General features: G+C 63.1%; 16 protein-coding genes. 7 read left to right on the top strand and 9 right to left on the bottom strand.

From position 1 onward, the window contains the following. Positions 1 to 24 precede the first annotated feature (24 nt). Both NKI10_RS01075 and NKI10_RS01070 read right to left on the bottom strand, forming a co-directional pair. On the bottom strand, positions 25 to 513 hold the full coding sequence (locus NKI10_RS01075) for a GNAT family N-acetyltransferase (RefSeq protein ID WP_023705860.1): 489 nt from the start codon (positions 511 to 513) through the stop codon (positions 25 to 27). Positions 514 to 518: 5 nt separating this feature from the next. Continuing rightward, the gene (locus tag NKI10_RS01070; RefSeq protein ID WP_023748191.1) at positions 519 to 1,448 is read right to left on the bottom strand and encodes a lytic transglycosylase domain-containing protein; all 930 of its coding nucleotides are present in this window, start codon (positions 1,446 to 1,448) and stop codon (positions 519 to 521) included. Positions 1,449 to 1,625: 177 nt separating this feature from the next. Between NKI10_RS01070 and NKI10_RS01065 the strand changes: the two genes are divergently transcribed. Further along, positions 1,626 to 2,207, top strand: a complete 582-nt coding sequence (locus tag NKI10_RS01065; protein ID WP_023828092.1) for a methylated-DNA--[protein]-cysteine S-methyltransferase — start codon at positions 1,626 to 1,628, stop codon at positions 2,205 to 2,207. Positions 2,208 to 2,370: 163 nt separating this feature from the next. Here the strand turns inward: NKI10_RS01065 and NKI10_RS01060 are convergent, their stop codons facing one another. Beyond that, positions 2,371 to 2,697: a hypothetical protein gene (locus NKI10_RS01060; protein WP_023748190.1), complete on the bottom strand. Its 327-nt coding sequence runs from the start codon at positions 2,695 to 2,697 to the stop codon at positions 2,371 to 2,373. A 298-nt stretch (positions 2,698 to 2,995) separates the two neighbouring features. On the opposite strand from NKI10_RS01060, the gene NKI10_RS01055 reads away from it, so the two are divergent. Continuing rightward, complete coding sequence (locus tag NKI10_RS01055) at positions 2,996 to 3,208, top strand: cold-shock protein (RefSeq protein WP_015316174.1); 213 nt, start codon at positions 2,996 to 2,998, stop codon at positions 3,206 to 3,208. A gap of 233 nt (positions 3,209 to 3,441) precedes the next feature. Further along, a complete protein-coding gene (locus NKI10_RS01050) occupies positions 3,442 to 3,642 on the top strand; it encodes a hypothetical protein (protein ID WP_023748189.1) in 201 nt (66 codons plus the stop codon). 101 nt (positions 3,643 to 3,743) lie between these two features. On the opposite strand, the gene NKI10_RS01045 is transcribed toward NKI10_RS01050, so the two are convergent. Together NKI10_RS01045 and NKI10_RS01040 are read right to left on the bottom strand one after the other, a co-directional pair. Further along, the gene (locus tag NKI10_RS01045) at positions 3,744 to 4,604 is read right to left on the bottom strand and encodes an EAL domain-containing protein (RefSeq protein ID WP_023671962.1); all 861 of its coding nucleotides are present in this window, start codon (positions 4,602 to 4,604) and stop codon (positions 3,744 to 3,746) included. Beyond that, a complete protein-coding gene (locus NKI10_RS01040) occupies positions 4,601 to 5,500 on the bottom strand; it encodes an EAL domain-containing protein (RefSeq protein ID WP_023671963.1) in 900 nt (299 codons plus the stop codon). Before NKI10_RS01040 ends, NKI10_RS01045 begins: the two co-directional genes overlap by 4 nt. A gap of 274 nt (positions 5,501 to 5,774) precedes the next feature. On the opposite strand from NKI10_RS01040, the gene NKI10_RS01035 reads away from it, so the two are divergent. Continuing rightward, positions 5,775 to 6,977 carry a pyridoxal phosphate-dependent aminotransferase gene (locus NKI10_RS01035; RefSeq protein ID WP_023671964.1) on the top strand — a complete coding sequence of 401 codons (1,203 nt, stop codon included), beginning with the start codon at positions 5,775 to 5,777 and terminating at the stop codon, positions 6,975 to 6,977. A 60-nt stretch (positions 6,978 to 7,037) separates the two neighbouring features. Here the strand turns inward: NKI10_RS01035 and NKI10_RS01030 are convergent, their stop codons facing one another. Both NKI10_RS01030 and NKI10_RS01025 read right to left on the bottom strand, forming a co-directional pair. Further along, positions 7,038 to 7,433, bottom strand: a complete 396-nt coding sequence (locus NKI10_RS01030) for a (R)-mandelonitrile lyase (protein ID WP_023833500.1) — start codon at positions 7,431 to 7,433, stop codon at positions 7,038 to 7,040. Between the two features lie 48 nt (positions 7,434 to 7,481). Continuing rightward, entirely contained in the window at positions 7,482 to 8,033 is a 552-nt protein-coding gene (locus NKI10_RS01025) for a methyltransferase family protein (protein ID WP_023833501.1), read from the bottom strand. A gap of 147 nt (positions 8,034 to 8,180) precedes the next feature. Here NKI10_RS01025 and NKI10_RS01020 point away from each other — a divergent pair, with 147 nt between their 5' ends. The 3 genes from NKI10_RS01020 (at position 8,181) to NKI10_RS01010 (ending at position 12,563) form a co-directional block, all read left to right on the top strand. Then, a complete protein-coding gene (locus tag NKI10_RS01020; RefSeq protein ID WP_023671967.1) occupies positions 8,181 to 9,041 on the top strand; it encodes an alpha/beta fold hydrolase in 861 nt (286 codons plus the stop codon). 247 nt (positions 9,042 to 9,288) lie between these two features. Next, positions 9,289 to 11,340 (top strand): elongation factor G, encoded by a 2,052-nt coding sequence (locus NKI10_RS01015; protein ID WP_023683761.1) that lies wholly within the window; start codon positions 9,289 to 9,291, stop codon positions 11,338 to 11,340. A gap of 725 nt (positions 11,341 to 12,065) precedes the next feature. Beyond that, a complete protein-coding gene (locus tag NKI10_RS01010) occupies positions 12,066 to 12,563 on the top strand; it encodes a methyltransferase family protein (protein WP_023671969.1) in 498 nt (165 codons plus the stop codon). Positions 12,564 to 12,585: 22 nt separating this feature from the next. On the opposite strand, the gene NKI10_RS01005 is transcribed toward NKI10_RS01010, so the two are convergent. Beyond that, positions 12,586 to 13,482, bottom strand: a complete 897-nt coding sequence (locus NKI10_RS01005; RefSeq protein ID WP_023671970.1) for a LysR family transcriptional regulator — start codon at positions 13,480 to 13,482, stop codon at positions 12,586 to 12,588. 80 nt (positions 13,483 to 13,562) lie between these two features. Then, positions 13,563 to 14,537: a thioredoxin-disulfide reductase gene (trxB, locus tag NKI10_RS01000; protein WP_023671971.1), complete on the bottom strand. Its 975-nt coding sequence runs from the start codon at positions 14,535 to 14,537 to the stop codon at positions 13,563 to 13,565. Between the last annotated feature and the right edge of the window lie 198 nt (positions 14,538 to 14,735).

Genomic DNA, 14,735 nt, shown 5'->3' with positions numbered 1-14,735 from the left:
GGAATTGCGGCAAGAAAAAAGCCCTTACCCTTCCCAGGCGACAGGCATCATTCCCAGCCGCTCGTAGAGCCGGAGCGCGGCGGCGTTCTCGACCGTGTTGGTCTTGAGGTCGACATGGGCCGCGCCTCGATCGCGAAAGGCGTTGAAGGCCTGCCACATCAGCGCTTCGCCAATTCCTTTGCCGCGCGCTCCGGGATGGACCGCGAGGTCCTTGACGAAGGCCCTCGTCCAGCACAGCGCTGCCGCCGCCAGCCGTCCCTTGGCGTCGATGACCAGGAAACACAGCGCCGGGTCGAATTCGGCATCGCTGGATATGCGCGGCCACCATTCGTCGAACGGGCCGTCGGTGCCGTCGTCGAACACCTCGGTCAAAAGCGCGTGCAGGGGCTGCGCGTCACCATGTTCGAAGCAGCGCATGGCAAAGCCGTCCGGCCAGTGCGGCGCAACGAGCGTCTCGTCGAGGATCTTGCGCAGCCGGATGTCGTTTGGAGCCGGCGGGCGCGGTTCAGGCATCGCGCTCAGGCGTCGGGCTGCAGCCGGCGGCGCTTGCGGTCGACACCGAGGCCGGTGGCCTCGAGCAGGCCTTTGCGCTTGGCGTCGAAATAATAGCCGGTCTGGTAGAGCCAATCGGCCTTCTTGGCGTTGCCACCCGCCACCAGCCAGGCGCCACGCAGATATTTGACCGCGTATTTCAGATTGGTTTCGGCGTCGAACAAGCCCTTGGCCGGCCCGTCATAGCCCATGCCGCGCGCCGTCGCGTGCTTGATCTGCATCAGGCCCCAATGGCCGTTATTGTAAGCCTTCGGATTGTAGGTGCTTTCGCGGTTGACGACGTGGCGCACCAGATCGACCGGCACCTCGTAGAGAGCGGCGTATTTCTGGATCAGCCGGTCGACGTCGCCGCGCATGCCGGTCGCATGCTCTTCTTCCGGGAGACCGAGCGGCGCGGCGGGGAACAGGCCCAAGGAAGCCGGGTTCTGCGGCACGACATAGGCTACCTGCTGCACGCCGGGCATGGCGTTCTGGCCGCCCTTGGCGGTCGCCGGCATGACAAGGCTGGCGGTCGTATATTGCGCCGCGACCGGCTGTCCGGCGTTGGCGGGCGCAGGCGCCTGCCAAGCATTGGCGGCCATCACCGCAGGCACGGCCGGGGCCGTGGGCGTCGCGCCGGCAAAGGCCGCGGTCGCGGCAACCGGCTGCGCAGCGGCATCGAGCGCTGGCGTGGCCGGCGCCGCTTCGGCCGCCTGGACGGGTGTTATGCCCGAGGATTGCGGCAGCACCGAAACCGTATCGGGCAGCGGCACGGTAAAGCCGGCATCGCTGCCGGCAGCGGTCGCGGTTTCGGTCAGCGCAGGCGTGGCCTTCATCTGCGAGGTCGATTGGCAGCCGCTGAGGGCAGCTGCGCCGACGATCACAGAGATCGCGAAAAGGTTGAATTTTGCTGGCAAGCCGCGCGGGTCCGATTTGTCGGTTGTTAAGAAGTCCTTACACCAGCGATTCCTGGTGGGCAATCGGGACCATCTGGTGGTTTTCGGGTGGCGAGAGCCGGGATCAGATGCCATATTGTTCTGCATATGTACCGGTTGGCATCCCGGTTTTCGCCGCTTTGCGGAAAGGAGCGCATCATGGAAACGGCATCTTCGATCACAGCCGGCCACGCAGTGTTAGAAACAGTGATCGGCTTCATGGGCATCGCCTGGAGCGAAAAGGGCCTGATCCGGCTCTGCCTGCCCGAAAGGAGCCGCGAAGCGGTGGAGCGCCGGCTGATGCGGCATGCCGGTGTTGCCGCCAATACCACTGCGAACATTGGGCAGCCGCAATGGGTGGTCGAGCTGATCGCCTCGATCAAGGCGTATGCGTCAGGCGAGGACGTCGATTTCTCCGGCGTGCCGGTCGATCTCGACGGCGTCGACGACTTCCGTCTCGCCATCTACGAGGCGGCGCGGAAACTGCATTATGGCGAAACCACCACCTATGGCGAACTGGCCAAGCGCGCTGGCCAAGCCGGCCTGCCGCGCGAAACCGGGGCAGCGCTGGGCGCCAACCCGGTGCCGCTGGTCATCCCCTGCCATCGGATTCTAGCCGCGGGCGGCAAGATCGGCGGCTTCTCGGCGCCCGGCGGCTCGGCCACCAAGGAAAAGATGCTGGCCATGGAAGGCGTGCGCGTCGGCCCGCCGCCGGCGGCGCAGGTCTCGTTCGGGTTCTAAGAGCTTGAATGGTATGCCGGCTGGGTATGTTGAGATTCAGGTCAGGCCGCACCGAGAACTATGGTCTTCGAGAACCGGAGCGGAGCGTACTTAATGTACGTGGGCGCCGGAAGCGCAGAAGACCATCGTTCGCAGGCCGGCCTCACCCGAATATCAATATGCCCTAATGACGGCGCAGGAAGCGGCGGTGAAAATGGTCGTTCTCGATCCGCTTGCAGAGATAGACCGGGCAGGATTCGGTATCGGCGCTCGGTACATAGGCGCGCTTCCTGACCTCGCCGACATTGCAGAATTGCTGGCTCTGCACATAGCGGTCGAAGAGCGGCAGCCCCGGCACGCGCCTGGACTGATAGCGCAGGATGACCGCGCCCTGGCGGGCGATCGTGCCTTGCACCGTGTCGCAGCTCATACGAGTGGGGTCGTAGCGCGAAATTGCCTGCGCCTCGGCGGCCGCCAGCGTCAGGCAGGCGGCAAGCAGAATGGTTTTCACAACCGTTTTCATGACAGTCTCCCAAAACCGGACTAACGCCGTCGGGCGTCCCGGTCTTCCCGATTGCTCGACGCTTTCATGCGATTGGGGCGGCCTTTGGGCGGCGCCACCGCAACGCCATTTTTCGAGCCATCTTGTTTTTGGTGCGAAACCCGCCTATATCAGCTCCATTGATATTTCGGCCGATCGATCCGGGCCTCGCGATCTTCGCGTTTGCTGACGTCTATCTCCAAAATCTCGATACAAACCGGCTGAACCTCGGTTCGGTCAAACCAAAGCAAATGCGAGGACTATTCATATGGCAACTGGTACGGTCAAGTGGTTCAATGCCACCAAGGGCTTCGGCTTCATTCAGCCTGATTCGGGCGGTGCGGACGTTTTCGTTCACATCTCCGCTGTCGAGCGCGCTGGACTGTCGACCCTGGTCGAAGGCCAGAAAATCAACTTCGAGATCGAGCAGGACCGCCGCACAGGCAAGTCGTCCGCTGGTTCTCTGAGCAAGGCAGCCTGATTTTGCGATAGCGCGCGCCGGACGAGAGTTCGGGGCGCGCGGCAAGTCACGGATGTACTGACGGTCGCGCGAGAAGCGCGCTGGAGCGGAAAGACCCGACAAGCTGGATCAGCAGATAGCTGCCGGCACGGACTTAAAGCTCCGATCAGGCTACCGAAAATGGGAAGGCGGGATTTATCCCGCCTTTTTGTTTGTCTGGAATTGGACGATGGCCATGCTATTAGTTTCGCCCCATGACCAAGCTCGAACAGATTGAAAGATCCATCGCAGCCCTGAACACCACAGAACTAAAGGCCTTTGCCAAATGGTTCGCAGCGTATCAGGCAGAGGTGTGGGATATGCAGATCGAGGCGGACGCCAAGGCTGGCCGGCTGGATAAGTTTGCCGAGCAGGCTTTGGCTGAACTTCACGCGGGCCGAGTTCGCCCTCTTTGAATGCGCGCTACGGCCGAAGGCCGCAAGCCCAACCGGGCATCGCGCCCGTTGGCGTCCCGTCCGGAACGAGCCGCGAAGCGGCGGCAAGCGTGAGGACAAAATCAGCGCCGCAGATGCAGCGGCACCACCTTGTTGTCGGCGCCAAGCAGCGCCTCGATCGACAGCGGCTCCCGGTTGAAGATCGTGCCGGCCAGCGCCGGGCGGCCGAGATGGAACCCCTGTAGCAGGTCGACGCCGCCATCCAGCGCGACGCGCAGATGCACGGATTGCTCGATGCCTTCCACCAGCACCTTGGCGCCGCGATCGTGCAGCGACGAGACGAGCGGCCGGAAGAAGCGCTCGGCGGCAGCGTGGCGGCAGAATTCGGCGAACCAGCCGCCGTCGATCTTCACAATATCCGGTTGAAGCAGGCTCATCCGCTCCGCGGTCGAGTGGCCGGTGCCGAAATCGTCGATGGCGATGCGGATGCCGTGGCGCCGCATCTCGCGCACCAGCGGGGCCAGCACATTATCGTCGGCCGCCTGTTCGGTGATCTCGCAGACCAGCATGGCGGCATGCAGGTCGAGATCGCCGAGATGCCGCGTCATCAGCCGGATCTCGGCCAGCGCCCGCCCGAGATGATCGTTGATCATCGGGTTGTAATTGAAGAACAGGCCGAGCCCGTCGACGCCGATGTTGCGGAAGTTTTTCAGATGCAGCATCCGGCACATCGTCTCGACAAACAGGCGGTCGCCCGGCGCAACACTGTCGAAGAACATGGCGGGTGCAACCGGCATGGAAGCGCGCTGCGGTTCGATCAGCGCCTCGACTGCAACCGCGGCCAACGCGCCGCCGCGTGGCGCAAAGATCGGCTGGTAGGCGCTCTTCAGCCGGAACGTGCCGTAGACGCCGTATTCGATGCCGACCTCGTCGGCAAAGATCGCTTCGCCGATATCGCGACGCCTCTCGCGCTGCCCGGTCATGGCCCGGTCCTGCGCCCGAACACCCTGCCCGGCCGCGCCGGAGGCGCTGCAGTCGGGCCGGCAGGCGTCTTGCCAGGCTCGGCCGCCGCGACAGACGGCTGCCCATCCTTGCCGAAAGCGCGAAAGCTGGTCGGCGCCAGTTCCGGCTTCGCCAGCACGAAGCCCTGCACCATCGATGCGCCGGATTTCTCGGCCAATTCAAGCTGCCAGCCTTCCTCGATGCCTTCGAACACGGTGCGGATGCCCTGTAGTTCGAAGTTCGTCACCATGGCAGTCAGCAGGGCAAAGCCGGCGCCGGATTCCATGAGCTGCGTGATCCAGTGCGCATCGAATTTGACGATGTCGGGCTTGAGCTCCTTGATGCGGTTGATGTCGGATTCATCGGCGCCGTAATCGTCGACGGCAATGCGAAAGCCATTGGCCCGCAGCGCCTCGACAAAGCTGTAGAGCGTTTCCTGCGACGCCGACTTCTGCTCGGTCACCTCGCACACGATGCGGCGCGGATCGATCCCGGCTTCGTGCAGCACCAGCCGCATGTCGCGCAGCGCGTTATCGGCGATGGAGCGCTCGGTAAACACCGACGGATCGAAATTGACGAAGATCGAAGCTTCTTGCGGCAGGCAGGCGCCGGCGTTGAGCAAATGCAGCGTGCGCGTCAGCGCCTCGATGTGCAGGCGGTCGCCGGCCGGACAGGTGCGGAAGAAGTTCATTGGCGATTGCGGCTCGCCGTCACGAAACGGCCGGATCAGCCCCTCGAACGCTGCGATCGAGAGCTTGCTCTCCTTGAAGGCGAAGATCGGCTGAAAGGCGCTCTGCAGCGTGTAGGGACCCCAGACACCTGAAACGGTGCCGTCATCGTGACGGATGATGTGGGCAAGCCCGGTGCTGCGCGACAAGGGTCCCTCGCTCCGCGAGACAGGCGAAATGGCTGGCGATCCTGCCGTCAAAGGTTTTAGCGGCCGTTGATGAATTTAGTCTTGCTGGGGATAGGCGTCGATTGCAGAGCCCGCAACGCAGAGTGAAACCGTCATGCACGCGCTCCAAAAAGGCATCTTCACAGGTCCTTGAGCCCTGGCTCATCCGACAATGCTTGCACTTGCCGGGTCGATGCGACATGAGAAGCGCCGCAGCTGTTTGCGGTTGCGCCGACCCCTCTGGAGATATCTGGTCATGGCCTTTCTTGCCGACGCCCTTGCCCGCGTAAAGCCTTCCGCCACCATCGCGGTGACGCAGAAAGCCCGCGAGCTGAAAAATGCCGGCCGCGACATTATCGGCCTCGGCGCCGGCGAACCGGATTTCGACACGCCCGACAACATCAAGAATGCGGCGATCGAGGCGATCCGCCGCGGCGAGACCAAATACCCGCCGGTTTCGGGCATCGCGCCGCTGCGCGAGGCGATCGCGAAAAAATTCAAGCGCGAGAACAATCTCGACTACAAGCCCGAGCAGACCATTGTCGGCACCGGCGGCAAGCAGATCCTGTTCAACGCCTTCATGGCGACGCTGAACCCAGGCGATGAGGTCATCATCCCCCGCCCCTATTGGGTGAGCTATCCCGAAATGGTGGCGATCTGCGGCGGCACCTCGGTGTTCGCCGACACCTCGATCGACAATGGTTTCAAGCTCACTCCCGCCGCGCTGGAAAAGGCGATCACGCCGAAGACAAAATGGCTGCTGATGAACTCGCCGTCGAACCCGTCCGGCGCCGCATACACGGAAGCCGAGCTGCGCGCGCTGGCCGACGTGCTCTTGAAGCATCCGCATGTCTGGACACTGACCGACGACATGTACGAACACCTGACCTATGGCGACTTCGTCTTCAGGACGATCGCCGAGGTCGAGCCGAAACTCTACGAGCGCACGCTGACCATGAACGGCGTCTCGAAAGCCTACGCCATGACCGGCTGGCGCATCGGCTATGCCGCGGGTCCCGTCCAGCTGATCAAGGCGATGGACATGATCCAGGGCCAGCAGACCTCGGGCGCCTGCACCATCGCGCAATGGGCCTCGGTCGAGGCGCTCAACGGCCCGCAGGATTTCGTCGCCAGGAACAAGGCGATCTTTCAGGGCCGTCGCGACCTCGTCGTGTCGATGCTCAACCAGGCGCGCGGCATAACCTGCCCGTCGCCGGAAGGCGCCTTCTATGTCTACCCGTCCTGCGCCCAGCTGATTGGCAAGAAGACCAAAGCCGGCAAGATAATCGACACCGACGAGACTTTCTGCTCCGAATTGCTCGAAGGCGAGGGTGTCGCAGTGGTGTTCGGCTCGGCCTTCGGCCTCGGCCCCAACTTCCGCATCTCCTACGCCACGTCGGAGACGCTGCTGGAGGAAGCCTGCGCCCGCATCCAGCGGTTCACGGCATCGCTGACCTGAACTGGCGGCACCGAGACGTGAAACCCGGCTTCGAGCCGGGTTTTTTGTCAGGAGCAGACCTCAGCCGCCACACTGCTCGCTGGTGACCGCTTCCATCCAATCGGCATGGACGCCGTCCAGCGCTTCCTGCATGGCGACGTGGGTCATTGTCGTCTTTGGACCCGCGCCGTGCCAGTGCTTCTCGCCGGGCTCGAACGAGATCACGTCGCCCGCCTTGATCTGCTGGATCGGCCCGCCCCATGTCTGCGCAAGGCCGGCCCCCGCAGTGACATAAAGCGTCTGGCCGAGCGGATGCGTGTGCCAGTGGGTACGCGCACCGGGCTCGAAGCTGACCAGCGTGGCTCTGAGCCGGGCCGGCGCTTCCTTCTCGATGATGGGCGTCTGCAGCACGCGGCCGGTGAAATACTGGTCCGGCGCGATGATGGTCGGCACGCTGCCGCAGGCAATGATCTTCATCTCTGGTGATCCCTAAGTTTGGCAGAACCTACCCTGCCCCGGTGCCGGCTACCACCCCAGCCGGGGCCAGAACAGGCCGGCACGTACGCGATAGTCCGCGTAGGCTCCGGCCAGCGGCGTGCGCGAAAATTTCTTCTCTTCGTCCAGCGCCGCAAACACATAGAGGATAGCGATTCCGGCGATCGGCACCACCGCCCAGATCGACCAGGTCGCGATCCCCCACCCGATCCAGAAGACGATGTAGGACGTATAGAAGGGGTGGCGGACATGGCCGTAGGGGCCGTCGGTCAGCAGGCTGTGTGGATCGTCGGGTGCGAAGGCGAAGCGCAATCGCGCCTTGCGCGACGTGACAATCGCCCACCAGAACAGGGCAGAGCTCGCCAGTTCGACGGCAAGTCCGGTGAGCTTTGCCGAACCCGGCTGCGATTGGATCCAAAGGATGGCGAGAAGGAACAGCGCCGTGGCGATGACCGCCGCCGAAATCACCATGGCGCCTGGAGACATCGCCTGCGATTGGAAATGCGCCCGCATCGACCAGACATATTGGCCAAGCGTCGCGATGCTGCAGATCGAGACAAGAAGATCAAGGACTGGTTCCATTGTCGGGATTCCGCGCGTGATTGCCATGGAGCCAGCGATCGTGCCGGCTATCTCTTTAGAAATCCTTTCTTAACCACATGTTTAAAGAACATATAGAGCCAGCGATGCGATGTTGGCGGTCAGGCAAATCTCAAGGTCTAATCCAGCATGAGCATCACTCACCGCACCATCCGCACGCCGCAGGCCGACTTGCGCCTCAGCCAGTCGTCTGGGTCCGGCATGCCCATCGTCATGATCCATGGGTCGGGCAGTTCGCGCGCCGTGTTTGCCCGTCAGTTCGATAGCCCGCTTGCCGACGGCCATCGGCTGATCGCCTTCGACCTTCCCGGCCACGGCGAGTCCTCCGATGCCCGCGACCCGGCGACCGCCTATACGATTACCGGCCTTGCCCAGACCACAGCCCGGCTTCTCGACGCTTTGGGCATCGGCCACGCCATCATCTTCGGCTGGTCGCTCGGCGGCCATGTGGCGGTCGAACTGGCCAGCTTTCACCATGCGGTCAGCGGCCTGGTGCTGACCGGAGCGCCGCCGGTGTCGCGGGGGCCGCTTGGCATGCTGCGCGGCTTTCACGCCAACTGGGACATGCTGCTGGCCTCCAAGAAGGTCTACTCCGAACGCGACATCGAGCGCTTCGAGGCGCTTTGCTTCGGCGATACCGCCAGTCCGTCTTTCCGCGAAGCCATAAGGCGCACCGACGGCAGGCTTCGCGCCGGCGTGGCGCGCAGCATGTTTGCCGGCAAGGGCGCCGACCAGAAACAGGTGGTCGAGCACGCCCCGTTCCCGGTTGCGGTGATCAATGGAGAGCATGATCCGCTGGTGCGGCTGAGTTACTTCGAGACGGTGGCCTATGGCTTGCTGTGGGAACAATGCCATGTCATATCAGGCGCCGGCCATGCACCGTTCTGGGAACGCCCAGACCTGTTCAACCCGTTGCTGTCGCGCTACGCCGAGATGGTGGTGAAGCAGAGTGCAGCCGCCACGCCCACGCGCCGCACCCAGGCAAGCTGAAATCGCCGGACGGTTCTGATCCCGGGGTCTTGCCTCGGCCGCCTGACGGCGCACCGGATTCCTATTTTCCTTGCCCTGCCGGCTAACCCGTGGGACGATGGGCTTGGGCAGGTGGCTAAGAGAAACAACCCCGCCCCGCGACGGTCGAACAGGCCGGCCGCCGCTCACGACAGGGTGCGATCGGCGCAAAACCGTTTCCACTTTTGCTGATCGCACTCCAAGGGCCAAGCCTGAGTGGAGGTCAGCCATGGGTACTCGCGCCGGAGGACGACGCACGGGACCGAAATGCATTGCCATAGTCGGTCCCTTTGCAAGCGGTAAGACGACACTTCTCGAAGCCATCCTCGCCCGTACGGGCGCCATCCCCCGCCAAAATCCCGTTTCATCGGGAAGCACCGTTTCCGATCATTCGCCCGAGGCGCGGGCGCACGCCATGAGCGTCGAGGCGACCTTTGCCACCACCGAATTCATGGGCGAGCAGATCACCTTCGTCGACTGTCCCGGATCGATCGAATTCTCCTTCGAGGCCGAGCCGGTGCTGGCAGCCTGCGATCTCGCGGTGGTCGTCGCCGAGGCCGACGAGAAGAAGATCCCAGCCTTGCAGCTCATCATGCGCAAGCTCGACGATCTCGGCGTGCCGCGCATCCTGTTCCTCAACAAGGTCGACAAGGCAATCGCCGGCGTACGCGATACGCTGAAGATGCTGCAGCCGACGAGCGCGGCGCCGCTGTTGCTGCGCCAGATTCCGCTGCGCAAGGACAATGTGGTGATCGGTTCCATCGACCTGGCGCTAGAGCGCGCCTACATCTACCGCGAATATGCCGAAAGCCAGGTTGCCGAAATTCCAACTGACGACAAGGCGCGCGAACTGGAGGCTCGCTTCTCCATGCTGGAGACGCTTGCCGACCATGACGACCAGTTGATGGAGCAGTTGCTGGAGGAGATCGAGCCGCCGAAAGACGCGGTCTTCGACGATCTGTCCGCCGACCTGCGCGCCGGCGCCATAACGCCGGTGCTTATCGGCACCGCCGAAAAAGGCAACGGCGTGCTGCGCCTTTTGAAGGCGATCCGCCATGACGCACCGGATGTCGAGGCGACGCGCAAACGGCTCGGCGTCCCCGACGGCAATCACACCGTGGTCCAGGTGATGAAGACCATCCACACCGCGCATGGCGGCAAGCTGTCCGTGTCGCGCGTACTCTCCGGCCAGATCGCCGATGCAGCCGAACTCTATTTGTCGAATGGCGAGACGGCGAAGGTCTCCGGCATCTACAAGATGCTCGGCAAGGACCAGTCCAAGCTCACCGCTGCCAAGGCCGGCGACACGGTGGCGTTGGGCAAGCTGGACGAGGTCAAGACCGGCCAGACGTTGAGTTCCACGAAGGGCGGTATCAAGCCGCTGGTCACGCTTACGCCGCCGCAGCCGGTCTTTGCCTTTGCGCTACGGCCGAAGGAGCGCAAGGACGAGGTCAAAATGTCGGCGGCCATCCAGCGCCTGGCCGAGGAAGATCCCTCGCTCACCTTGCGCCACAACCAGGACTCGGCCGAGACCGTGCTGTCCGGCCATGGCGAGATGCATCTGCGGGTCGTGCGCGAGCGGCTGGAAGGCAAGAATCAGATTCCGGTCGAAGGCCATGCGCCTGCCGTCCCCTATCGCGAGACGATCCGAAAGACGGTGCAGCAGCGCGGCCGCCACAAGAAGCAGTCCGGCGGCCATGGCCAGTTCGGCGATGTGGTGATCGAGATCAAGCCGCTGCCGCGCGGCTCCGGCTTTCAGTTCTCGGACACCATCACCGGCGGCGTCGTGCCCAAGACCTACATCCAGTCGGTCGAAACCGGCGTGCGCGATTATCTGAAATCCGGCCCGCTCGGCTTCCCTGTCGTCGATGTCGCCGTCAACCTCTCCGACGGCTCCTACCACGCCGTCGATTCCTCCGACATGGCTTTCCAGATGGCGGCCAAGCTGGCCATGAAGGAAGGCATGGCGGCCTGCTCGCCGGTGCTGCTCGAGCCGGTCATGAAGGTCGAGATCGTCACGCCGTCCGAAGCCACTTCGAAGATCATCGCGCTGATCCCGCAACGGCGCGGCCAGATCCTTGGCTACGACGCGCGGCCTGACTGGCCGGGATGGGATGTCGTGGAGGCGACCATGCCGCAGGCCGAGATCGGCGACCTGATCATCGAACTGCGCTCGGCGACCTCCGGCGTCGCCAGCTATCGTTGCGCCTTCGATCACATGGCCGAGCTGACCGGTCGGTTGGCCGACGAGGCGATGAACGCCAACGGCAAGGCTGCCTGACAGGCCGAAGGATGATCCGCACAAAAAACGGCGCCCGGATGACCCGGACGCCGCTCTTATTGCGGACCGTCTTCTTGGGAGGAAAACGGCAGGTCCGCCGCACGTATCCGCCGCGCCATGCGGCACTGACAGACGAATAGGTTCGGACGCGGTAGCCGCCTGAGCCCGGATCTTCCGAGTGATGCCCCCATCTCCCGGTCGAACCACACCGCGTCCTATGATCTGCTTAAACGATGAATCGCGCCTGCGGCATGTTACCTGAGGTTACATGTCACTGTTACGCGGCGATTTTGCTCGATTTTTCGCTGGCTACGGCAGGCCCGGAAACAAAAAAGCCGGATCAATGAAGATCCGGCTGAGTTTGATTGGAAGTGCCTGTTAAGGCTAACCTCCAGAGGGGAACACTCGAGGGCGCTAATGGGAGGAGAACGCGCCCAGGAGATGATCTATATATGTGCTGTTCATGCCCAAGAAACAAGCATCTATTTTGCAACACACGCATGCAAAAAGGTACAGGCTGTGGTCTAACCCATGTCTAGGGGCCATAGGACCACGAAAAGTTGCCAAATGAATGGCGCGACCGTGCGGTTGCCTTCGCAGAACCGCAAGTCGGGCTGATTCTCGCGCTCGCGGGCAAAAAGCCGAATGACGTTGAATCGGGCAGCAGGCGTTTATTTTTGCGGCAGCGGGATGGGAAGGGTCGGCCGGAAGAAGGGAGACCTGACATGCGGACACCCCAGGCGATCGCCGGCAGCGCGGTCTTCTTCATCGCCGCACCTTGTGTCGTGGCCGGGCTGGTGCCCTGGCTGCTGACGGACCGCTACCGTCTGCCGCTGTCGACGGTGCCCGGCTTCGTGCCGGCTGGCTCCATCCTAATCGTCGCGGCCATCGCCCTGCTCGTCCATTCCTTTGCCCGCTTCGCGCTCGAAGGCATGGGCACGCCGGCGCCTGTAGCACCCACCGAGAGACTGGTGATCGGCGGCGTCTACCGCCATGTCCGCAACCCGATGTACGTCGCCGTGCTGTCGATCATCCTCGGCCAGGCGTTGCTGTTTTCAAGCTGGAGCGTCGCTGCCTATGCCGCCATCGGCGCGATCGTCATGGGCTCTTTCGTCAGGTTCTATGAGGAGCCGACTCTCGCCCGCCGCTACGGTGGCGAATACGAGACCTACCGCCGCAATGTTCCCGGCTGGCTGCCACGGCTGACGCCTTGGCGGGGGTGACCAGCACCTCCCAAGGGCATGTTTAAAATGACCAGCTGCGCGCTTTGGCGATGATGAAGTCGCGGAAGACGTGCAGCTTGGCCTGGTTCTTCATTGCATCGGGATAGGCGAAATAGGTGTCGAAGGACGGCACCTCGGTCTCCGGCAAAAGCTGCACCAAATCCGATTCCTTGGAGATCACGTAGTCGGGCAGCATGGCGATGCCGGCGCCGCCCTGCACGGCGCGCTTGATCGACAAGATGTCGTTGATCTGCAGCGTCGGCACCCTTTGCCCACCGTCGAAATCGCCGATCGTTTCCAGCCAGTTCAGCTCCGACAGATGCGACGGCACCGGCACACCGAAAGTGACGATGCGATGGTTCTTCAGATCGGCGACCGAGGTCGGCTTGCCGTGCTTGCCGACATAGGACGGCGAGGCATAGAGGTGGAAATGCACGGTGAACAGGCGGCGCTGGATAAGGTCGGGCTGCTGCGGCTGGCGCAGCCGTATCGCGCAGTCGGCCTGGCGCATGGTGAGGTCGAGTTCCTCATTGGCCAGGATCAGCTGCAGGCTGATTTCCGGATAGAGCTCGATGAATTCCTGCACCCGCTCGGTCAGCCAGCCGGCGCCGAGCCCGACCGTGGTCGTTACCCTCAGCACGCCTGAGGGACGGTCCTTGGCCTCGGTCAGCTTCGACTTGATGGTCTCCAGCTTCATCAGCACGTCATGCGCCGTGCGGAACAGCATTTCGCCCTGCTCGGTCAGCACCAGGCCGCGGGCATGGCGATTGAACAGCGGCACCCCGACATCATGTTCGAGCGCGCTGACCTGGCGTGAAATCGCCGATTGCGACAGGTGCAAAGTCTCGGCGGCATGGGTAAACGACCCAGCCTCCGCCGCTGCGTGAAACACGCGAAGCTTGTCCCAGTCCAACGCCATTGAGTTCCCCTCGTTCTGTTTTTGGCGTCTGAATGAAAAATCAGGCTTTTGAACGGCTTGCGACGCCGTCTTGATAGATTTTATTCCGCCGCTTCGCGGTGCACCTCGATGCCGGCCAGGTATTTTTCCGCCTCGAGCGCGGCCATGCAGCCGAGCCCGGCGGCGGTCACCGCCTGACGGTAGATATCGTCGGTCACGTCACCGGCGGCGAACACGCCGGGCACATCGGTGCGGGTCGAATTCGGCGCCGTCCACAGATAGCCGTTCGGCTTCTGCTTCAGCTTGCCGACAAACAATTCCACCGCCGGCGCATGGCCGATCGCCACGAACACGCCGTCCACCTGGAGATGGCTGACCTCGCCGGTCATCGCATTTCTGAGCTTCAGCCCTTCGACCGAAGGCGGCAGCGGCGTCTTGCCGGGCCGGCCGGTGATCTCGTCGACGATCGTGTCCCAGATGACTCGGACATTGTCCTTTTTCAACAGCCGCTCACGCAGGATGCGCTCGGCGCGGAAATCGTTGCGCCGGTGGATGACGGTCACGCTCTTCGCCAGATTGGAGAGATAGAGCGCCTCCTCCACCGCCGAATTGCCGCCGCCGATGACAGCGACATCCTTGCCGCGATAGAAAAAACCATCGCAGGTGGCGCAGGCCGACACGCCGAAGCCCATGAAGGTTTGTTCGGTGGGGATGCCCAGCCACTTCGCCTGCGCACCGGTGGCGATGATCAGCGCATCGGCCGTGTAGGTGGTGCCGGAATCGCCCGTGGCGCGGAACGGCCGCACATTGAGGTCGACCTCGGTGATGATGTCGTTGACGATGTCAGTGCCGACATGCTCGGCCTGCTTCAGCATCTGCTCCATCAGCCACGGGCCCTGGATCGGATCGGCGAAGCCCGGATAGTTTTCGACATCGGTGGTGATCATCAGCTGGCCGCCCTGCTGCAGGCCGGCGACGAGCATCGGCTTCAGCATGGCGCGCGCGGCGTAGACCGCCGCCGTATAGCCGGCCGGGCCGGAACCGATGATAAGGACAGGCGCGTGCTTGGTGGTCATCTAAAGCCTCTGCGGGGCAGACAATCGAGTGTGCCTTGGAAAACGACGTGAAATGTTGCTGGTAATGTAAGGGTTGCCAACCACACCAGCAAGACGATCAGGCCGTCGTCCCCGGAAAGCTTCGGCCTACAGGCTTATTCGCGCAATGGCCGCTTTCGTTACGGTTGCGAAATCGCCCGACCAAAGGGCTGGCATCGA

The organism is Mesorhizobium sp. M0802, assembly GCF_040320115.1.
Classification (GTDB): Bacteria; Pseudomonadota; Alphaproteobacteria; order Rhizobiales; family Rhizobiaceae; genus Mesorhizobium.
Note: the sequence above shows the minus strand (reverse complement) of the source record. Positions and strands in the feature narration are given on the sequence as shown.

What these genes read in the sequence shown, in the direction of transcription:
- NKI10_RS01025 (WP_023833501.1), bottom strand. Translation starts at nt 8,033, where the DNA reads ATGGAACCAGTCCTTGATCTTCTTGTCTCGATCTGCAGCATCGCGACG.
- NKI10_RS01005 (WP_023671970.1), bottom strand. Translation starts at nt 13,482, where the DNA reads ATGGCGTTGGACTGGGACAAGCTTCGCGTGTTTCACGCAGCGGCGGAG.
- NKI10_RS01045 (WP_023671962.1), bottom strand. Translation starts at nt 4,604, where the DNA reads ATGACCGGGCAGCGCGAGAGGCGTCGCGATATCGGCGAAGCGATCTTT.
- NKI10_RS01050 (WP_023748189.1), top strand. Translation starts at nt 3,442, where the DNA reads ATGACCAAGCTCGAACAGATTGAAAGATCCATCGCAGCCCTGAACACC.
- trxB (WP_023671971.1), bottom strand. Translation starts at nt 14,537, where the DNA reads ATGACCACCAAGCACGCGCCTGTCCTTATCATCGGTTCCGGCCCGGCC.
- NKI10_RS01035 (WP_023671964.1), top strand. Translation starts at nt 5,775, where the DNA reads ATGGCCTTTCTTGCCGACGCCCTTGCCCGCGTAAAGCCTTCCGCCACC.
- NKI10_RS01020 (WP_023671967.1), top strand. Translation starts at nt 8,181, where the DNA reads ATGAGCATCACTCACCGCACCATCCGCACGCCGCAGGCCGACTTGCGC.
- NKI10_RS01065 (WP_023828092.1), top strand. Translation starts at nt 1,626, where the DNA reads ATGGAAACGGCATCTTCGATCACAGCCGGCCACGCAGTGTTAGAAACA.
- NKI10_RS01010 (WP_023671969.1), top strand. Translation starts at nt 12,066, where the DNA reads ATGCGGACACCCCAGGCGATCGCCGGCAGCGCGGTCTTCTTCATCGCC.
- NKI10_RS01075 (WP_023705860.1), bottom strand. Translation starts at nt 513, where the DNA reads ATGCCTGAACCGCGCCCGCCGGCTCCAAACGACATCCGGCTGCGCAAG.
- NKI10_RS01015 (WP_023683761.1), top strand. Translation starts at nt 9,289, where the DNA reads ATGGGTACTCGCGCCGGAGGACGACGCACGGGACCGAAATGCATTGCC.
- NKI10_RS01055 (WP_015316174.1), top strand. Translation starts at nt 2,996, where the DNA reads ATGGCAACTGGTACGGTCAAGTGGTTCAATGCCACCAAGGGCTTCGGC.
- NKI10_RS01030 (WP_023833500.1), bottom strand. Translation starts at nt 7,433, where the DNA reads ATGAAGATCATTGCCTGCGGCAGCGTGCCGACCATCATCGCGCCGGAC.